Source organism: Nonomuraea sp. NPDC050478, assembly GCF_044458265.1.
GTDB classification, from domain to species: Bacteria; Actinomycetota; Actinomycetes; order Streptosporangiales; family Streptosporangiaceae; genus Nonomuraea; species Nonomuraea ferruginea.
In genome coordinates this window covers 433,488-450,400 of record NZ_JBITHT010000001.1, presented here as the reverse complement: position 1 = coordinate 450,400, position 16,913 = coordinate 433,488, and the positions used below count along the sequence as shown (strand labels likewise).

The following is a 16,913-nucleotide window of genomic DNA, read 5'->3' as shown; positions in this document are numbered from 1 at the left end:
GGGGTGGTGGAGCGACTCGACGGCCCCGGCTGCGTGACGATCTCCGGCGAGATCGCCGGCCTCTACCGGCAGTGCTTCTCCGTGCCGCCCTGGTACGAGACCGAGGAGGACTTCGCCGCCTTCCCCGGCAAGCTCGCACGCGACGCCGAACGGCCCGGCTTCGCCGCGTGGATCGAGCGTGACGGCCACGAGCTCGTGGGCGTGTGCTTCGGGTGGCCGACGCCTGACGACCTGTCCGGCAACGCGATCTACGAGGAGCTCCAGCGCAGTTGCGGCCCGGAGGTCGTGGCCGGGTTGACCAGGGGCGCGTTCGAGGTCGTGGAGCTGTTCGTGGGCCCCGGCGCCCAGGGCCGGGGGATCGGGCGGCGGCTGCTGGACGCGGCGGTGGCCGGGTGGCCGCGGGCCTGGCTGCTCACCTCGCCGCGGGCTCCCGCGGCCCGCTTCTACCGGGCGCTGGGCTGGCGGCGGGTCGGCGCGCTGCCCGAGCGGGCCCTGGAGGTGCTCGTGCTGCGGACGGGTAGGGACGTGGCGTGAGAGTGGTCGTGCTGTCCGACACGCACGCGCCGCGCCGCTGGAAGTCGTGCCCGCCGAGGGTGGCCGAGCTGCTGGTGGGCGCCGACGTGATCCTGCACGCCGGTGACGTGTGCGTGCCCTCCGTGCTCGCCGAGCTGGCCGCGTACGCGCCCGTGCACGTGGTGAAGGGCAACAACGACGGGCCCGACCTGGACGCGCCCGAGACGCTGGAGCTCGACCTGGGCGGGCTGCGGGTCGGCATGATCCACGACAGCGGCCCGGCGCGGGGACGGACGGCCCGGATGCGGCGGCGGTTCCCGGAGGCGGACCTGGTGGTGTTCGGGCACTCGCACATCCCGCTCGACGAGTCCGGTGACGGGCCGCGCATCTTCAACCCCGGATCGCCGACCGACCGGCGCCGCCAGCCGCACGGCACCGTGGGGGTGCTGCGCGTCGAGGGCGGCGCGCTGGTCGAGGCCGAGATCGTCCCGGTCACCTGAGCACGGGTTTGTCTGTCACGCCCGAGCGGTATGTCGATTACAGAAAGTGACAGATCGACTGCAAGGCGGCTCGATATGGACAGAGCGCGACAGATCGCGCAGGCCGTGCTGTACGAGTGCCACCCGTACCATCGGCTGCTGGACGACCGGTACCTGCGCGGACTCCACCCCGAGCCCTACGCCGGCGGGCGGGCCGGTCTCTCCTGGATGATGCAGACCCAGTGCCTGGTCGAGGCCGCCCCCGCCGACACCGTGGACGTGCACGTACGGTTCCTGCAACTGGTCAGCCGCGAGGTGGCGCGGGCGCGCGGCGGCGAGCTGGAGCCGGCGGCCGAGCTGACCGTCGACGGCGCCCGCTACGTCTCGGGGCTGGAGGCGCGCGAGCGCGAGGCGGCCGTGTCGGGGCTGACGCTCGCCGACCTGGCGGCGGCGGCGTACACGATGCGCGTCGACGTGCCGGGCGACCAGGAGGCGGTCTGGCTGATCGACGCCCGCGGCCGGGCCGGGGCAGTGCTGCGCTGCTGGGAGACCCTGCACGGCCAGGCCGTGGTGCGCGCGGAGCCGCTGCGCGACCGGCTGTTCAGGCTGACGGTCAAGGTGGCCAACACCACCGACTGGCGGGGCGAGGATCGGGCGGAGGTGCTCAGGCACACGTTCGTGTCGGCGCAGAGCGTGGTGCGCACCCACGGCGGGCGGTTCGTCTCCCTCCTGAACCCGCCGGCCGAGCTGCGCCCGCTGGCCGAGGGCTGCCGCAACATCGGCACCTGGCCGGTGCTGGTGGGGGAGGTCGGCGAGCGGCACACGATGCTGTCGGCCCCGATCATCCTGCGCGACCACCCCCGGCTCAGCTACGCGACGTAGCCGGTCAACCCGGCGCGCGTTCGGCGGCGATCACCAGCACGATGCCCAGGGCGGCCAGGGCGAGGTTGGCGAACAGCTCGTAGCCGGTCAGCACGTCGATACGGGGAATGATCACCCGGTTGAAGAAGTTCAGGAAGAAGCCGAAGAACGGCTGGACGGCCACGTGGTCGATGGCCCCGCTGATGCCCTGGAGCGCCAGGACGAAGCCGACGATCTGGATGGCTTTGCGCATGGCCCGACGCTAGTGCCCGGCCGCGGCCCGGCGGATCGGCCTTAGGGATGCTCAGGACCGACCGAAGTATGTGTCACGCCTCGATCTCGTCCCGCTTGGGGTAGGTGTGCGGGTAGTGCAGGTCGAACGCGGGCCGTTCGGAGCGGATCGGCGGCATGAAGGAGAAGTTGTGCCGCGGCGGCGGGCAGCTCGTGGCCCATTCCAGCGAGCCGCCGAACCCCCAGGGGTCGTCCAGCGTCACCCAGCGCGGCTTGCGCTGGGTGATCCACACGTTGTAGAGGAACGGCAGCGTCGACAGCCCGAGGATCGCCGCGCCGACGGACGAGATCTGGTTGAGCAGGGTGAACCCGTCGCCGGGCGCGTAGTCGGCGTAGCGGCGCGGGAACCCGGCCCAGCCGAGCCAGTGCTGCACCAGGAACGTGGTGTGGAAGCCGATGAACAGCAGCCAGAAGTGGACCTGGCCGAGCCGGTCGTCCAGCATCCGCCCGGTCATCTTGGGCCACCAGAAGTAGAACCCGGCGAACATCGCGAACACCACCGTGCCGAACACCACGTAGTGGAAGTGGGCCACCACGAAGTAGGAGTCGGTGACCTGGAAGTCCAGGGGAGGCGAGCCCAGGATGACGCCGGTGAGCCCGCCGAGCAGGAAGGTGATGAGGAACCCGACGGCGAACATCATCGGGGTCTCGAAGCTCAGATGTCCCCGCCACATGGTGCCGATCCAGTTGAAGAACTTCACCCCGGTCGGCACCGCGATCAGAAAGGTCATGAACGAGAAGAACGGCAGCAGCACCTGCCCGGTGGGGAACATGTGGTGCGCCCAGACGGTCATCGACAGCCCGGCGATGGCGATGGTCGCGCCGACCAGCCCGATGTAGCCGAAGATCGGCTTGCGCGAGAAGACCGGGATGACCTCGGTGATGATGCCGAAGAACGGCAGCGCGATGATGTAGACCTCGGGATGGCCGAAGAACCAGAACAGGTGCTGGTAGAGGATCGGCCCGCCGGCCGCGGGGTCGTAGACGTGCACGCCGAACTTGCGTTCGGCCTCCAGGGCCAGCAGCGCGGCGGCCAGCACCGGGAACGCCATGAGCACCATCATGCTGGTCAGCAGCACGTTCCAGGTGAAGATCGGCATCCGGAACATGGTCATGCCCGGCGCGCGCATGCAGATGATCGTGGTGATGAAGTTGACCGAGCCGAGGATGGTGCCGAGCCCGGCCAGCACCAGCCCCATGATCCACAGGTCGCCGCTGATCCCGGGCGAGTACGTGGCCGACGACAGCGGGGTGTAGGCGAACCAGCCGAAGCTGGCGGCCCCGCCGGGGGTGAGGAAGGTGGACGCGGTGATGAGCCCGCCGAACAGGAACAGCCAGTAGCTGACCATGTTGAGCCGGGGGAAGGCCACGTCCGGCGACCCGATCTGCAACGGCATGATGACGTTGGCGAACCCGGCGAACAGCGGCGTGGCGAACAGCAGCAGCATGATCACGCCGTGCATGGTGAACAGCTGGTTGTACTGCTCCGCGTTCACCAGTTGCAGCTCGGGCCCCGCCAGCTCGGCCCTGATGATCATGGCCAGGATGCCCGCGAACAGGAAGAACATGAAAGACGTGATCAGGTACAGGTAGCCGATCACCTTGTGGTCCGTGGACGTGAGCCACTTGGTGATGACCGCGCCCGTGCGACGGCCGTGGACCGGGGCCGGCGGCGAAGTCGTCGGCTCCTCGTCTCTCGGCTTCTGGATCGTCACCCTGGTTCCCCCTCGGCAGGCGCTCCGTAAAGAACCAACTACCCTCCGTGTCGCCACGGTAGGCCCAAGAAAGTGATGGCTTGCGGCATAGCGGGCCCGGGTTCGCGGCGTCTCAGTGGTGACAGTCAATCCCTGGAGGTGACGTGGACGCCGAAGACGAGCGCGGCTTCCGCGAGTTCGTCTCCGCGCGGTCCCCCGCGCTGATGCGGCTCGGCTTCCTGCTCACCGGTGGCGACCAGCACGCGGCCGAGGACCTGGTGCAGGCGGCGCTGGCGAAGCTGGCGAGCAGATGGCGGCGGGTGGACGCACCGGAGGCGTACACGAAGCAGATCATGTACCGCCAGCAGGTCAGCTGGTGGCGGGCGGCGGGCCGGCGGGTCGAGGTGGTCCGCGGCGCGGTGCCCGACCTGCCCGGGCGCGACCGTACCCATCAGAGCGAGCTCCGCGTGGTGCTGCGCGCCGCGCTGGCCAAGCTCACCGCCAGGCAGCGCACGGTCCTGGTGCTGCGCTATTTCGAGGACCTGCCGGATCACGAGGTGGCCCGCCGGCTCGGCTGCTCGGTCGGCACGGTACGCAGCACCGCGCACCGGTCGCTGGCCCGGCTGCGTGAGGTCGCACCCGAACTCGCCGAGGAACTGGAGGCCGCGAAATGACCAGGCTGCTCCGCGAGACGATGGAGGAGTGGGCCGGGCAGGCCGAGGTGCCGCACGACCTGGCCGATCGGGCGCTGCGGAGGAGGCGGCGCGGCCTGCTGCCCGCCGGCGCCGCGCTGCTGGCCGCGGCGGTCATCGCGGCTGTCGCCGTGTTCGTGACCGTCCAGCCGCCAGGCCCCGTGCTGCCGGCCGTGACGGTCACGCTTCCGCCCCGGCCCTCGCCGGCGCCCACGGACGTGCGGGCGGACCCGGACCACGGGCGGCCCACGAAGCTCGTGGCCGCCGGAAATCTGGCGGTCGGCGCGTACTACACCTTGCGCAGGGAGAAGGGGGAGAACGGGCTGGACCACGTCCGGCGCACCTGGCACCTGTACGACCCGCGTACCGACAGCTACGAGGAGACCCCCTGGGCCTGGGTGGACGTCGCCCCCGGCATGCGGGTCGCCGCCGTGGTCCAGGGCGACCTGCTGGGCGACCGGATCGGCGTCATCGACCTGGACACCCGGCAGTTCCTCTCCTGGATCCAGCTCGGTCGCCGGGCCGGGCACGTCGCCTGGTCGCCCGACGGCACGAAACTGCTGGCCACCACCTATTCCTCCTACCCCGACGAGCTGCCCACCGACGGGGTCGCATGGCGGCGGAAGGACAGCCCGCGCATCGGCTACTACCTGATCGACGTGCCGACGGGCCGGGCCGAACACCACGCGCTGCCGCCGCTGCCCAGCACGGACGGTCCGCCGAGCAACTCCAACGGCAGGCAGGACCTCGGCTGGAGCCTCGACGGCTCGCTGATCTGGGGGCCCACCATGATCTCCTCCCCGGAGCGGGTCTACTACGGCCTCGACGGCCGGCCCGCGGAGCCGCCGCCCGGTGAGGCGTTCAACCGCCACGGTGAGTCGAAGATCTCGCCCGACGGCCGGCTCGAACTCGGCCCGGACGGACTGCCCACGGCGATCATCGAACGGCGCACCGGGAAGGTCGCCGGCAGCCAGAACGTGCTCCAGCTCATCGGCTGGGCCGACGACGAGCACGTCATCGCGCTCGGCTGCGCCGGAGGGTGCGAGAACGAGTTCCGCAACGGCCTGGTGCTCGTCAGCGTCGACGGCCGCACCACGGTCCCGCTCACCGGCGTTCAGGAGAGCCAGGAGGACGGCAGCTGGAGGTGGGTGCTCACACCCCGGTGACTGATCGCCCCGATTCTGGGCACTTTACGGTCCTTTCAACTTCCGAGGAGGATCCCGTGAACACTGCGCAGAGCGCGGGGCGGTCAGCGGAGGCCGCTGCCCGGCGAGCGGCTGACCACCCGGCCCTGGACCGGCTGGCCCGGGTCGGGCTGGCCTGCCGCGGCGTGCTGTACGCGTTGATCGGTGTGCTGGCGGTCCAGATCGCCCTGGGCAGCGGCGAGGAGGAGGCCGACAAGGGCGGCGCCATCACCACGGTCGCGGAGCTGCCGTTCGGGGCGGTGATCCTGTGGGTGATGGTCGTCGGCTTCGTGGCGCTGGCCCTGTGGCAGGCGTCCGAGGCGCTGTTCAGCCACCAGGAGAAGCTCGACAGGGCCGAGTCGGCCGGCAGGACGGTGGTCTACGGACTGATCGTGTTCACCCTGCTCAGCGTGCTGCTGGCCGGGCGCGCCGCGTCGGAGGACGAGAAGTCGCAGGACGTGACCGGCATGCTGCTCGACCTCCCGGCCGGCGAGTGGATCGTGGGCGCCGTCGGCCTCGGCGTCATCGCGCTCGGCGTCTACTGGGTGCGGCAGGGCGTCACCAAGAAGTTCCGCGAGGAGCTGGACCTCGGGCGGATGTCGCCCCGGGCCCGCTCGGTGATGGAGAAGCTGGGCATGGCCGGCTACGTGGCCCGCGGCGTCATCGCCGGGCTCGCCGGGTTCCTCGTCATCCAGGCGGCGATCACCCATGACCCGGACAAGGCCGGAGGCATCGACCAGGCGCTGCGCTCCTTCGCCGACACTCCCGTCGGACCTTGGCTGCTGATCGCGGTCGCGCTCGGGCTGGTGCTGTTCGCCGGTTACTGCTTCGGCGAGTCCCGCTGGCGCCGCACCTGAAGGAGCGCAAGCGCACGGCGGTGCCGAGAAGTCGAAGGAGAGGCCGGACATGTACTTGTCGGTTCACTTGAAGCCGATAGCGGACACCACGATGGTCGTCGCCCTCGCGGGTGAGCTGGACGCGATGACCGTCCCGATCCTCTCCGAGACGCTCGAACCGCTGGTCGCGTCCCCGGCCATGTGCGTCGTCGTGGCGGCCGGTGATCTCTGGTTCTGCGACCTGAGAGGGGTGAGCCGGCTCGTGGCCGCCCGCCGGGGCCTGCGGGTCAAGGGCGGCGACCTGTTCCTCGCGGAGGCGAGCCCGGCGCTCCGCCGGCTCATCTCGCTCATGGAGAAGGGCCGGAGGTCGCCGCTGCCGGTGTTCGACACCCTGCCCCAGGCGCTGGCCGCCTGTGGCGTGTGCGCGGAGCCGGCGCCCCCGGGACCTCGTCACCTGCCGCTGCTGCGCGGGCTCCCGGCGCGGCCTGTCACGGGCCGGCGGCGCGGCACGATGCCGCCCTCGGCACCCGGCCGATCACCCTCCGCCCGGAGCCGCTGCGCGAGCGGGCCGGGCCCCTGAGAGGCCATGGAGTCGCGCGTACGGATGGCCGGGCAGGCGACCGCTTCGCACGCATAAGCCCGCGCCTGCGGGACAGGGGGAGAAGGTGTGGACAGTAGGACGAGACACGATCGTGGTGGCGGCCTCCGCCGGAGGAGTGGAGGCGCTGCGGACGCTGGTCGGATCGCTGCCCGCTGATCTCCCCGCCACGGTGCTCGTGGTGCTCCACCTGCCGCCCCAGGGCGGCGGCGTGCTGGCCGGGATCCTCGACAGGGCGGGTCCGCTCAAGGCGGTCCCGGCCGAGGACATGCAGGAGTTGCGCCGGGGGCGGGTCTACGTGGCCAGGCCCGATCACCACCTGCTCGTCCACGAGGGCAAGGTCCGGCTGTCACGCGGCCCCCGGCACAACGGTCACCGCCCCGCGGCCGATCCGCTCTTCATGAGCGCGGCGCTCGACGCGGGGGAGCGGGTGGCCGCCGTCGTGCTGAGCGGCATGCTCGACGACGGCGTGCGAGGGTGCGTCGCGGTGGACCGCAGAGGAGGCGCGGTGGCGGTGCAGGATCCGGGCGAAGCGGCCTTCCCCGGCATGCCGGAGGCGGCCGTCGCCGCGGTCCCGAACGCGCCGTCGCTTCCCGTACGGGAGCTCGCCGACTGGCTGGTGCGGCAGAGCAGAACGCCTGTCATCACGGAGGCCAGGATGGACGACACGGAGATGATGCGGGAGGTCGGGCGGTTCCTGAGCGAGGAGCCCGCCCTGGCGGAGCCCGGTGGCACCCTCTCCGGACTCGGCTGCCCGGAATGCGGCGGTCCGATGTACGAGCAGAGGGACGAGGGCCTCGCGCGCCTCGTCTGCCGGGTGGGACACGCCTGGTCCGACGAGAGCCTGGTCGGGGCCCAGTCGGACGCGGTGGAGAGAGCCCTGTGGATCGCCATCCAGCGGTTGGACGAGCGGGTGCGGATCCTCGGCCGGATGGCGCGGTCGGCGGAGGAGCACGGCGGGAAGCACTCCCACGGCTTCATCCGGAAAGAGGCGGCGCGGACGCGTGAGGCCGTGGAGACCATCCGCATGGTGCAGGCCCGCATCAGCGGAGGCGACGACAGCCTGCTCCTGTCCTGAAGGAGGGCCTGACGGGGAGCACCGGCGCGGCGCTTCCCGTCAGGCGCGGGTGAGATCTAGATGCGGGAGATGCGCACGGCGTCGGCGATCACGTAGCCGGTGCCGCCGGTCCACCGGCTGACGCCCACGACGTTCTGCGTGCCGGCGTTGAGCTGGAAGGTGCCGATGCTCCGCCAGGCTCCGCCACCGGAGCGCTGGTCGACGTAGACGGTCTGGTTGCCGCCTGCCGCCGCCACGATGTACGGGGCCGAGCTGTTGTATCCGGGATCACTGGGATACCAGACCTCGATCCGGTACGTGCCGGCGCTGGGGATGGCCGCCGAGTACCAGGCCGGGTCGCTGGCGGCCACCGGGTCTGCGAACCGGTAGTCGGCGCCGTGCCGCTGGCTGGAGTACGCCGAGGTGCCCCAGTTGGTGCTGGCGGTGAACTGGGAGCTGGCGTTGTCGACCGTGGTGGTCCAGGTCGGCGGGTTGGTGGTGCCTCCGTTCACGTAGTTCATGTACGTGGTCCAGTTCCAGTGCGGACCCGGGTCGGTGTGGGTCGCGCCGGGCACCTCGTTGTGGCCGATGATGCCGGTGCGGTTCTTCGGCACGCCGTACTTGTCGGCCAGGTGGCGGGTCAGCGCGGCCGAGGAGCGGTACATCGCGTCGGTGAACCAGGACGCGTCGTTGACCCAGCCCTCGTGCTCGATGCCGATGGAACGGTTGTTGTAGGTGGAGTTCCCGGCGTGCCAGCCGACGTCCTTGTCACGCACCATCTGGGTGATGGCGCCGTTGGACGACTTGACCACGTAGTGCGCCGAGACCTGGGCGGCCGGGTTCTGGAACCAGGAGATCGTGCCCGCGTAGGAGCCCTGGGTGACGTGGATGACGATGCGGTCGATGTTGTAGCTGGTCTCGCGGTTGGACACCCGGTAGTTGCTGGAGGAGGCGGCGACCCAGGCGGCCGGCGGGTAGTCGGGGCTGGCGACCGCGGCCTGCGCGTTGAGGTCGCGGGCCTTGGCCAGGTCGCCGCGGTCGGCGGTGACCTCCTGCGGCTCGACGGTCACGCCGCGGGCCTGGAGGCCGAGGCCGAGCATCTCGTAGACGGCGTCGGCGTACAGCCGGGCCGTCTCGGGCGAGGAGGCGTGGCCGTACTCGGCGACCGCCTTGTACCAGCGGCCGGCGTCCTTCCTGGCGGCCTCGTCGAGGCCGAGCTTGTCGGCGTACGAGCGCAGCACGGCGGCGGCGCCGAGGATGTTGGCGGCGTCGTCCTTCTTCAGCGTGGCGGCCGGCTGCCCGGTGAGGGCGGCGGCTTCGGCGAGGGTCTTGTTGGTGGGGTTGTCGACGAGGTGCATGAGCCCGTAGCCGCCGCTGGCGCTGGGCTCGCCTGCGTGGCCGTCGAGGTGGGTCTCCGCGTAGCCGAGGGCGACGAGCAGGTCGCGGGGGACGTCGTGGGCGGCGGCGGCCTTGGCGAAGGCGTCCGACAGCGGGGTGCCGCGCTCCGCGAGGGCCGGCTGGACGGCGAGGACCAGGAGGGTGGAGAGGGCGGCGGCGACGAGGGCTACTAATCGGGTGCGTACCAGTGTCATGAGAACTCCACTCTGGGGGGTACCGCACGCACAGTAAGGGACTTTCATGACAGATGTCGATAATTGACATTACTCAGGTATTAAAGGAAACTTTCCGCCCGCGCGTCGGCGGCCCGGCAAAGTTGGGCCCCCGCGAAAGCTGTGAAAACTATTGCACCCTGATGACGATGCGCTGAAACTAATCTTCGTGACCACGCTCCTGCGCCTCGTCCTGGTAGCACTCACTGCCGCGCTCGGCACCCTCGTCGTCCCGGCCGCCCCCGCCGCCGCCGTGACCGCCCACGCCGCCTGCGCGACCGATCCGGCCACCCCCAAGCGCCAGCTCCGGGCGATGTGGATCTCCAGCGTCGCCAACATCGACTGGCCCAGCCGGACCGGCCTGAGCGTCTCCGCCCAGCAGGCGGAGTTCCGCGCCTGGCTGGACCTGGCCGTCCAGCGGCGCATGAACGCCGTGGTCGTGCAGGTCAGGCCCACCGCCGACACGTTCTGGCCGTCCTCGCTCGAACCGTGGTCGCAGTGGCTGACCGGCGCCCAGGGCGGCAACCCCGGCTACGACCCGCTCGCGTTCATGGTCACCGAGGCGCACAACCGCAACCTGGAGCTGCACGCCTGGTTCAACCCGTACCGGGTGGCCAACCACGCCGACCCGAACCAGCTGGTCTCCTCGCACCCGGCCCGCCGCAACCCCTCCTGGCGCTTCGCCTACGACGGCAAGCTCTACTACAACCCGGGCCTGCCGCAGGTGCGCGGCTTCATCGAAGACGTGATCATGGAAGCGGTCACCAGGTACGACATCGACGGCGTCCACCTCGACGACTACTTCTACCCGTATCCGGCCAGCGGCCAGACCATCCCGGACTCGGCCGCGTACGCCCAGTACGGCGGTGGCTTCGCCAGCGTGCACGACTGGCGGCGGGAGAACGTCAACCTGCTGGTACGCGAGCTCGACCAGCGCATCCACGCGGCCAAGCCGCACGTGGCCTTCGGCATCAGCCCGTTCGGCATCTGGCGCAACTCCGGCACCGACCCGCTCGGCTCGGCCACCTCCGGCCTGCAGTCGTACGACGCCATCTACGCCGACACCCGCCGATGGGTGAAGCAGGGCTGGGTCGACTACATCGCGCCGCAGCTCTACTGGCACATCGGCTACTCCGTCGCCGACTACCGGGTGCTGATCGCCTGGTGGGCGGACGTGGTCAGGAACACCGGCGTGCGGCTCCTGGCCGGCCAGGCCTCCTACCGGGCCGGGGTGAGCAGCCACGGCGCCGACTGGCAGGACCCGGACGAACTCAGCGACCACCTGCACCTCAACCGGCAGCACCCCGAGGTGGCCGGCGACATCTTCTTCAGCGCCAAGGACGTCAGGGCCAACCGGATCAACTCCTTCTCCATCCTCGCCGCCGCCCACTACGCGAAACCGTCGCTGCCGCACCCCCGCGGCACGGCCGCCGCCCCCGCCGCGCCCGCCATCACCTCCGCCACCCGCGGCTCGACCGGCGTGTCCCTCGCCTGGAACGGCGGCGGCACCGCCTACGCCGTCTACCGGGTGAACGGCACCCCCTCGGCCGCCGACCCGTGCGCGTTCGCCGACGCCCGCAACCTGCTCGGCACCACCCGGTCCAGGACGTTCACCGACACCACGGCCGCCGCGGGGACCGCCTACACCTACTACGTGACCGCGCTCGGCCGCACCCACCAGGAGAGCGCGCCCAGCGCGGGCCGCGCGGTGACCGCCTCGGGCGGCGGGTTCTCCGTCACCGTGGACAACGCCGACGCCGCCTTCACCGCCGGCGCCAACTGGGGCTCCTCCGCGTTCTCCGCCGAGCGCCACGGCGCCGACTACCGCTTCGCCGACCCGGTGGCCGCCAGCGACCCGGCCTGGTTCCGGGCGAGCATCCCGAGCGCGGGCACGTACCGCGTCGAGGTCTGGTATCCGGGCAACGCCGGGTACAACAGCGCGACCCCGCACATCGTCGCGGCCTCGGGCGGCAACCAGACCGTCACCGTCGACCAGCGCACCGGCGGCGGCGCCTGGCGGAGCATCGGCACCTTCTCCCTGAACGCGGGCACGTACAACGTGGTCGGCGTGAGCCGCTGGACGACGACGGCCGGTTACGTGATCGCCGACGCGGTGCGCATCACTCGAATCTGATGCCCGCCAGCCGCGCGGCGGTCTCCCGGTCCAGCACCCGGGCCGTGGCCGCCGGGGCCGGGTCGCCGGCCCGGACGCGGGCGAGCAGCGCCGCGCAGTGGCGCCGGTGACGGGCGAACGTGCGCCAGGGGACGACCCGGCCCCTGGCGCGCTGGCCCGCCATCGCCGCGCCGGCGGGCACGTCCAGGATCACCAGATGGAAGCCCGCGCCGGCGCGGCGGGCCAGCCGGGCGAAGCCGCGCAGCACCAGCGGGCCGCAGCCCCGGTTGTGCGCGACCACCGACTCGCCCCGCCCGAGCGCGGCCCGGATGCGCCGGATGTGCGTGACGAACACCACGGCCGTGCGCACCGGCTTCGGCGCCCAGGCGAGCGCGGCAGCCCAGCGCAGCCGGGACTGCATCGAGTCGACGACCGTCGCGCCACCCGCCCTGACCGGGGAACTCTCGGCTCCGGTCAGGGGGTAGAGGCGGCCCAGCAGCGTCGACTTGCCCGCCCCCGGCAGCCCGGTGATGATCACCAGGGAGCCCGCGGGGTAGCACAGCGGCTCGGCCGCCTTCCTGGCGGAGGGAACCGGGGCGGTCAAAGGCGCACATCCTCCCAATAGGACGGGAGGAGTATAGGGCTACGAACCACCCGGGCGCTGGTGACCGAACCTGACGGGTTCGAGCCCGCCGAGCCGCACGACCGGGTCGGCCAGCACCCTCTCCTCCGCCTCGCGCTCCACGGCCGGCTCGATCACCGGCTCGGTCTCGCCCGCGGCTGCCATCCTGCGCGCCAGCCGCTCCCGCAGCCCGGCCGCCTCCTTGACGTGGGAGCGCAGCCCGGCCAGGTTCACCAGCTCGTGCGGGTCGCTGGCCAGGTCGTACAGGGCCTGCTCCCGGTAGCGGGGCGCGGCCCGGTCGTGCCAGCCGTCGGCGTCCTCGGCCACCACGTAGTACTTCCACCGTTCCGTGCGGATGCCGCGGCCCACCTCCGACTCGCTCACCTGGAAGAACACCTCCTCCGGCCAGTCGGCGCGGGCGTCGCGCAGCAGCGGCAGGAACGAGCGGCCCTGCATCTCCTCCGGCACCGGCAGCCCGGCCGCCTCCAGGAGCGTGGGCGGCAGGTCGATCGTCGACACCGGCCGTGCGATCGCGCCGCCGCCGTCGAAGCCCGGCCCGCGCAGCGCCAGCGGCACCCGCAGCGAGGCGTCGTGGCAGGACCGCTTGTACTCGTCGTTGCGGGTCTTGAAGTGGCTGCCGTGGTCGGAGGTGTAGGCCACGATCGTGTCGTCCAGCAGCTCCATGCTGCGCAGCGCGTCCAGCAGCCTGCCCAGCCCCTCGTCCAGCCGCTTGATCTGGCCGAGGTAGCCGCCCAGGTGCCGGTGCGCGGTGCCGCCCAGCGCGGCCAGGTCGGGCGGCAGCCAGCTCCCCTGGTAGCGCTCCTCGTACCCGTCGGGCGCCGGGTAGTTGTCCACCTCGTTCTGGTGGTGCGGCTCGATGAACGACAGGAACAGGAAGAACGGCTCGCGGCTATGGTCGGCGACGTAGCGGATCGCCGCGTCGACCAGCGCGTCCGAGCGGTAGCCCGGCAGGAACACCGGCTCGCCCGCGTCGTCGTAGGTGATCGTCCGGTAGGCGTCGGAGGTGAACTCCAGGATGTTGGACGCCAGCCAGCTCCGGTAGCCGCCGCGCTCGTCCGCCGGCACCGGATCCCGGCTGCCCAGGTGCCACTTGCCGAGGTAACCGGTGGCGTAACCGGCCGCGCCGAAGTGGTGGGCCAGCGTCCGCTCCTCCGGCGGCAGCACGATGCCGTTGCGGTAGACCCCCGTCGTGGTCGGGTAGCGCCCGGTCTGCAGCGCCGACCGGGCCGGCGCGCACACCGGCTGCGGGGTCAGCGCCACCGCGGCCTGCGTCCCGTACCTGGCCATGCGGTCGAGGTTCGGGGTGAAGGCCGGGCCGACGGTGTCCCACCGCTGCTGGTCGGTGAGGACGACGATCACGTTCGGGCGCACTCGATGACTCCTAACGAAGGCCGGTCAGCGCGATACCGCGCACGAAGTATCGCTGGCTGACGATGAACAGCACGGCGGTGGGGACGAACAGGATCACCGAGCCCGCCGCCGTGAGATGCCAGAGCGTGAAGTACTCCTGGTTGAACAGCGTGAGCCCGACCGGGATCGTCCGCATCTCCGGCGTCGTGGTCGCCACCAGCGGCCACAGGAACTCGTTCCACTGGAACACGAACGTGAACAGCCCCAGCACGGCCAGCGCCGGCCGGGTCTGCGGCAGGATGATCCGCCGGTAGATCGCGAACTCCGAAGCGCCGTCGATCCGGGCCGCGCTGATCAGGTTGTCCGGGATCGGCTGGATGAACTGCCGCATCAGGAAGATCCCGAACGCGTCCATCAGGAACGGGGTGATCAATCCCTGGTACGTGTTGATCCACCCGAGATGCGCCATGAGCACGTACAAGGGGATCATCCGCACGAAGAACGGCACCATGAGCGTCGCCAGCAGCGCCACGAACAGCGTGTTGCGCAGCGGGAAGCGGAACTTCGCGAACACGTAGCCGACCAGCGGGTCGAACAGCAGGTGGGCCAGCGTGATCGCGCCCGCCACGACGAGGCTGTTGACGATGAAGTCGCCGAACGGCGCCCGCTCGAACAGCTCGGCGTAGTTGCCCCACTGCGGGCTCTCCGGCACGATCACCGCCTCGGCCGCGAGCGTCTCCGCCTCCGTCTGCAGCGACAGCGAGAGCATGTAGAGCAGCGGCAGCACCATCACCAGCGAGGCGACGGTGAGCATCAGGTAGATCAGCGCGCGCCGCATCAGTACTGCACCTCCCCGCGCCGCCCGGCCCGCAGCTGGATCAGGGTGAAGGCGACGATCACCACCAGGAGCAGCACCGACTGCGCCGAGGCGTAACCGAAGTCGCGGGCGCGGAAGGCCACGTTGAAGATGTGGAACACCGACAGGTCGGTGGCGTCGCCCGGCCCGCCGTTGGTGATGATGTACGCCTGACCGAAGGCCTGGAGCCCCGAGATCACCGCCATCACCGACACGAACAGCGTCGTCGGCGCCAGCAGCGGCAGCGTGATCCGCCAGAACCGGTGCCAGCCGTCGGCCCCGTCGATCTTCGCCGCCTCGTGGAACGTCTCCGGGATGCCCTGCAGCCCGGCCAGGAACAGCACCATCGTGTAGCCCGCGCTCTGCCAGAGCGTGATCGCGGCGATGGTGAGCAGCGGATGCGTGTTGAGCCACTGCTGCTCGGGCAGCCCGACGGCGGACAGCGACCGGTTCAGCACGCCCAGCTCCGGGTCGAGGATGTTGCGCCACAGCAGCCCGACGATCGCCACTGACGTCAGGTAGGGCACGAGCAGCATCATCCGGAACGCCACCCGGCCCCGCAGCGGCCGGTCCAGGGCCAGCGCCAGGGCCAGCCCGAGCACGATCGACCCCGCCACCACCGCCACCGCGAACGCGACCGTCACCAGGAACGAGTGGCGCACCGACGGGTCGGCCAGGGCCTGGGCGTAGTTGCCCAGGCCCGTGAACCGGTCCGCCTGCGGCCCGGTCATCAGGCTCGTGGAGACCACGTTCCCGATCGGCAGGTAGAAGAACGCGGCGAAGAACAGGATCGCCGGCAGCAGGAACAGGTAAGCGGTGCGGGCGTACCTGGCCGACAGGGTGCGCGGGCGGAGCACGCTCACTTCAGGAAGCCCTTGGCCGTCTCGGCGAGGGCCTCGATCGCCTCCTCCGCCGGCCGGTTCTGGATCACCACCGACTGGTACATCTTCTTCAGCTCCTCGTCGAACCTGCCCGACTGGCCGGTCAGCCGGATCTCCTGGCTGGAGTCCTGGGCGTAGCCGAGCGCATCGGCGAAGGGCTTGATCAGCGGGTCGTTCCCCACCTCGGGCAGCTCGGCCCAGGAGACGCGCGGCATGAGCATGCCGACCTCCTCGGTGGCCGCCCGCTCGACCTCCAGGGCGGTGATGCGCTTGATGAAGTCCCACGACAGGTCGGGCCTGGCGGCCTTGGACGGCACGAGCAGGCTGGTGCCGGCCGCGTTGGTGGCCTGCCTGTCCTTCTTGAGCGGGGCGGCCAGGCCGAGCTCGATGTCGGGGCTGGTCTCCTTGATCGGGCCGAGGTCCCAGGGGCCTGTGATGATCATCGCGGCCCGCCCGGCGGAGAACAGCTTCTGCGGCCCCGAGTAGTCGGTGCCCGACACCGGCACCGGCGCCACCTTGTGCCTGTGCACCAGGTCGGCCTGGAACCGCATGGCCTCGACCGCCTTGTCACGCGGCGTCAGCACTTCCTTGGTGCCGGGGTCGTAGTGACGGACGCCGGCCTGCAGCAGCCAGGGGTTGGCGTAGGTGTGGTCCTGGTTGAGCGCGATGCCGTACACGTCACCCTTGGTGAGCTTCCTGGCCGCCTCCAGCAGCTCCTCCCAGGTGGTGGGCGGCTGGACGCCGGCGGCGTCGAGCATCCCCTTGTTGTAGAAGAGCAGGGTGCACGTCAGATGGAGCTGCACCCCGTACACCTGGCCCTGGTAGGAGTTGCGCTCGACCGTGACCGGCTGCCAGTCGGCGGGGAAGCCCATGGCGGCGCCGTCGCGGTCGACGTACTCCTGGAGCGAGCGGGCGTTGCCGGAGAGCGCGAACTCCTGCACCCACCCGCCGGGCTCCTCGACCACGTCCGGCACGACCCCGGAGGCGAAGTCGGCCAGCAGCCGGGTGCGCAGGTCGGGCCACTGGTACTTCTGGAAGTTGACGGTGACCTTGTTGGCCTGCTCGAACTCGGCGATCACCTTGCGGTAGGCCTGGTAGTCGTGGCCGGCGTTCCAGTAGACGGTGAACGTGCCGGGCTCGGCGCCCGGCGCGGGCGGGGCGCCCGCGCACGCGGACAGGATGGGTACGGTCGCGGCGGCGGAGGCGAGGCGGAGCAGGTCCCGGCGGGAAAGGTGGGGAGACATCTGCGTCGGTT

At 71.1% G+C, this 16,913-nt stretch carries 17 protein-coding genes; 9 read left to right on the top strand and 8 right to left on the bottom strand.

Features of this window, described 5'->3' with window-relative positions; genetic code table 11:
* Positions 1–6 precede the first annotated feature (6 nt).
* The 3 genes from ACIBF7_RS02140 to ACIBF7_RS02130 all read left to right on the top strand — a co-directional run bounded on the left by ACIBF7_RS02140 (position 7) and on the right by ACIBF7_RS02130 (position 1,874).
* Complete coding sequence (locus ACIBF7_RS02140; RefSeq protein ID WP_187281511.1) at positions 7–534, top strand: GNAT family N-acetyltransferase; 528 nt, start codon at positions 7–9, stop codon at positions 532–534.
* A complete protein-coding gene (locus ACIBF7_RS02135) occupies positions 531–1,013 on the top strand; it encodes a metallophosphoesterase family protein (RefSeq protein ID WP_397196162.1) in 483 nt (160 codons plus the stop codon). The genes ACIBF7_RS02140 and ACIBF7_RS02135 overlap by 4 nt, the downstream gene beginning before the upstream one ends.
* 75 nt (positions 1,014–1,088) lie before the next feature.
* The gene (locus ACIBF7_RS02130; RefSeq protein ID WP_397196161.1) at positions 1,089–1,874 is read left to right on the top strand and encodes a hypothetical protein; all 786 of its coding nucleotides are present in this window, start codon (positions 1,089–1,091) and stop codon (positions 1,872–1,874) included.
* Between the two features lie 4 nt (positions 1,875–1,878).
* Here ACIBF7_RS02130 and ACIBF7_RS02125 read toward each other — a convergent pair whose 3' ends face one another.
* Both ACIBF7_RS02125 and ctaD read right to left on the bottom strand, forming a co-directional pair.
* On the bottom strand, positions 1,879–2,106 hold the full coding sequence (locus ACIBF7_RS02125) for a hypothetical protein (protein WP_397196160.1): 228 nt from the start codon (positions 2,104–2,106) through the stop codon (positions 1,879–1,881).
* Positions 2,107–2,179: 73 nt separating this feature from the next.
* Positions 2,180–3,859: a cytochrome c oxidase subunit I gene (ctaD, locus tag ACIBF7_RS02120; protein ID WP_397196159.1), complete on the bottom strand. Its 1,680-nt coding sequence runs from the start codon at positions 3,857–3,859 to the stop codon at positions 2,180–2,182.
* Between the two features lie 143 nt (positions 3,860–4,002).
* Here ctaD and ACIBF7_RS02115 point away from each other — a divergent pair, with 143 nt between their 5' ends.
* The 5 genes from ACIBF7_RS02115 (at position 4,003) to ACIBF7_RS02095 (ending at position 8,226) form a co-directional block, all read left to right on the top strand.
* The gene (locus ACIBF7_RS02115; protein WP_397196158.1) at positions 4,003–4,512 is read left to right on the top strand and encodes a SigE family RNA polymerase sigma factor; all 510 of its coding nucleotides are present in this window, start codon (positions 4,003–4,005) and stop codon (positions 4,510–4,512) included.
* The gene (locus ACIBF7_RS02110) at positions 4,509–5,696 is read left to right on the top strand and encodes a hypothetical protein (RefSeq protein WP_397196157.1); all 1,188 of its coding nucleotides are present in this window, start codon (positions 4,509–4,511) and stop codon (positions 5,694–5,696) included. The genes ACIBF7_RS02115 and ACIBF7_RS02110 overlap by 4 nt, the downstream gene beginning before the upstream one ends.
* Positions 5,697–5,752: 56 nt before the next feature.
* Positions 5,753–6,571 carry a DUF1206 domain-containing protein gene (locus tag ACIBF7_RS02105; protein WP_219542808.1) on the top strand — a complete coding sequence of 273 codons (819 nt, stop codon included), beginning with the start codon at positions 5,753–5,755 and terminating at the stop codon, positions 6,569–6,571.
* Positions 6,572–6,620: 49 nt separating this feature from the next.
* On the top strand, positions 6,621–7,130 hold the full coding sequence (locus tag ACIBF7_RS02100) for an STAS domain-containing protein (protein WP_148035533.1): 510 nt from the start codon (positions 6,621–6,623) through the stop codon (positions 7,128–7,130).
* Positions 7,131–7,215: 85 nt separating this feature from the next.
* Positions 7,216–8,226 carry a chemotaxis protein CheB gene (locus ACIBF7_RS02095; RefSeq protein WP_271278468.1) on the top strand — a complete coding sequence of 337 codons (1,011 nt, stop codon included), beginning with the start codon at positions 7,216–7,218 and terminating at the stop codon, positions 8,224–8,226.
* Between the two features lie 56 nt (positions 8,227–8,282).
* Here ACIBF7_RS02095 and ACIBF7_RS02090 read toward each other — a convergent pair whose 3' ends face one another.
* Positions 8,283–9,797: an N-acetylmuramoyl-L-alanine amidase gene (locus ACIBF7_RS02090; RefSeq protein ID WP_148035531.1), complete on the bottom strand. Its 1,515-nt coding sequence runs from the start codon at positions 9,795–9,797 to the stop codon at positions 8,283–8,285.
* 187 nt (positions 9,798–9,984) lie between these two features.
* Between ACIBF7_RS02090 and ACIBF7_RS02085 the strand changes: the two genes are divergently transcribed.
* On the top strand, positions 9,985–11,949 hold the full coding sequence (locus ACIBF7_RS02085; protein WP_397196156.1) for a family 10 glycosylhydrolase: 1,965 nt from the start codon (positions 9,985–9,987) through the stop codon (positions 11,947–11,949).
* Here the strand turns inward: ACIBF7_RS02085 and ACIBF7_RS02080 are convergent.
* From ACIBF7_RS02080 to ACIBF7_RS02060, 5 genes are read right to left on the bottom strand one after another with little or no spacing between them, the layout of a single operon-like run.
* A complete protein-coding gene (locus tag ACIBF7_RS02080) occupies positions 11,936–12,532 on the bottom strand; it encodes an AAA family ATPase (RefSeq protein WP_148035529.1) in 597 nt (198 codons plus the stop codon). The genes ACIBF7_RS02085 and ACIBF7_RS02080 overlap by 14 nt on opposite strands.
* A 39-nt stretch (positions 12,533–12,571) precedes the next feature.
* Positions 12,572–13,942, bottom strand: coding sequence for a sulfatase-like hydrolase/transferase (locus tag ACIBF7_RS02075; protein ID WP_397196155.1), 1,371 nt, complete (start codon positions 13,940–13,942; stop codon positions 12,572–12,574).
* A 10-nt stretch (positions 13,943–13,952) separates the two neighbouring features.
* Positions 13,953–14,759, bottom strand: a complete 807-nt coding sequence (locus tag ACIBF7_RS02070; RefSeq protein WP_397196154.1) for a carbohydrate ABC transporter permease — start codon at positions 14,757–14,759, stop codon at positions 13,953–13,955.
* On the bottom strand, positions 14,759–15,640 hold the full coding sequence (locus tag ACIBF7_RS02065; protein ID WP_219542813.1) for a carbohydrate ABC transporter permease: 882 nt from the start codon (positions 15,638–15,640) through the stop codon (positions 14,759–14,761). Before ACIBF7_RS02065 ends, ACIBF7_RS02070 begins: the two co-directional genes overlap by 1 nt.
* Positions 15,637–16,902: an ABC transporter substrate-binding protein gene (locus tag ACIBF7_RS02060; RefSeq protein WP_397196153.1), complete on the bottom strand. Its 1,266-nt coding sequence runs from the start codon at positions 16,900–16,902 to the stop codon at positions 15,637–15,639. The genes ACIBF7_RS02065 and ACIBF7_RS02060 overlap by 4 nt, the downstream gene beginning before the upstream one ends.
* Positions 16,903–16,913: the final 11 nt, after the last annotated feature.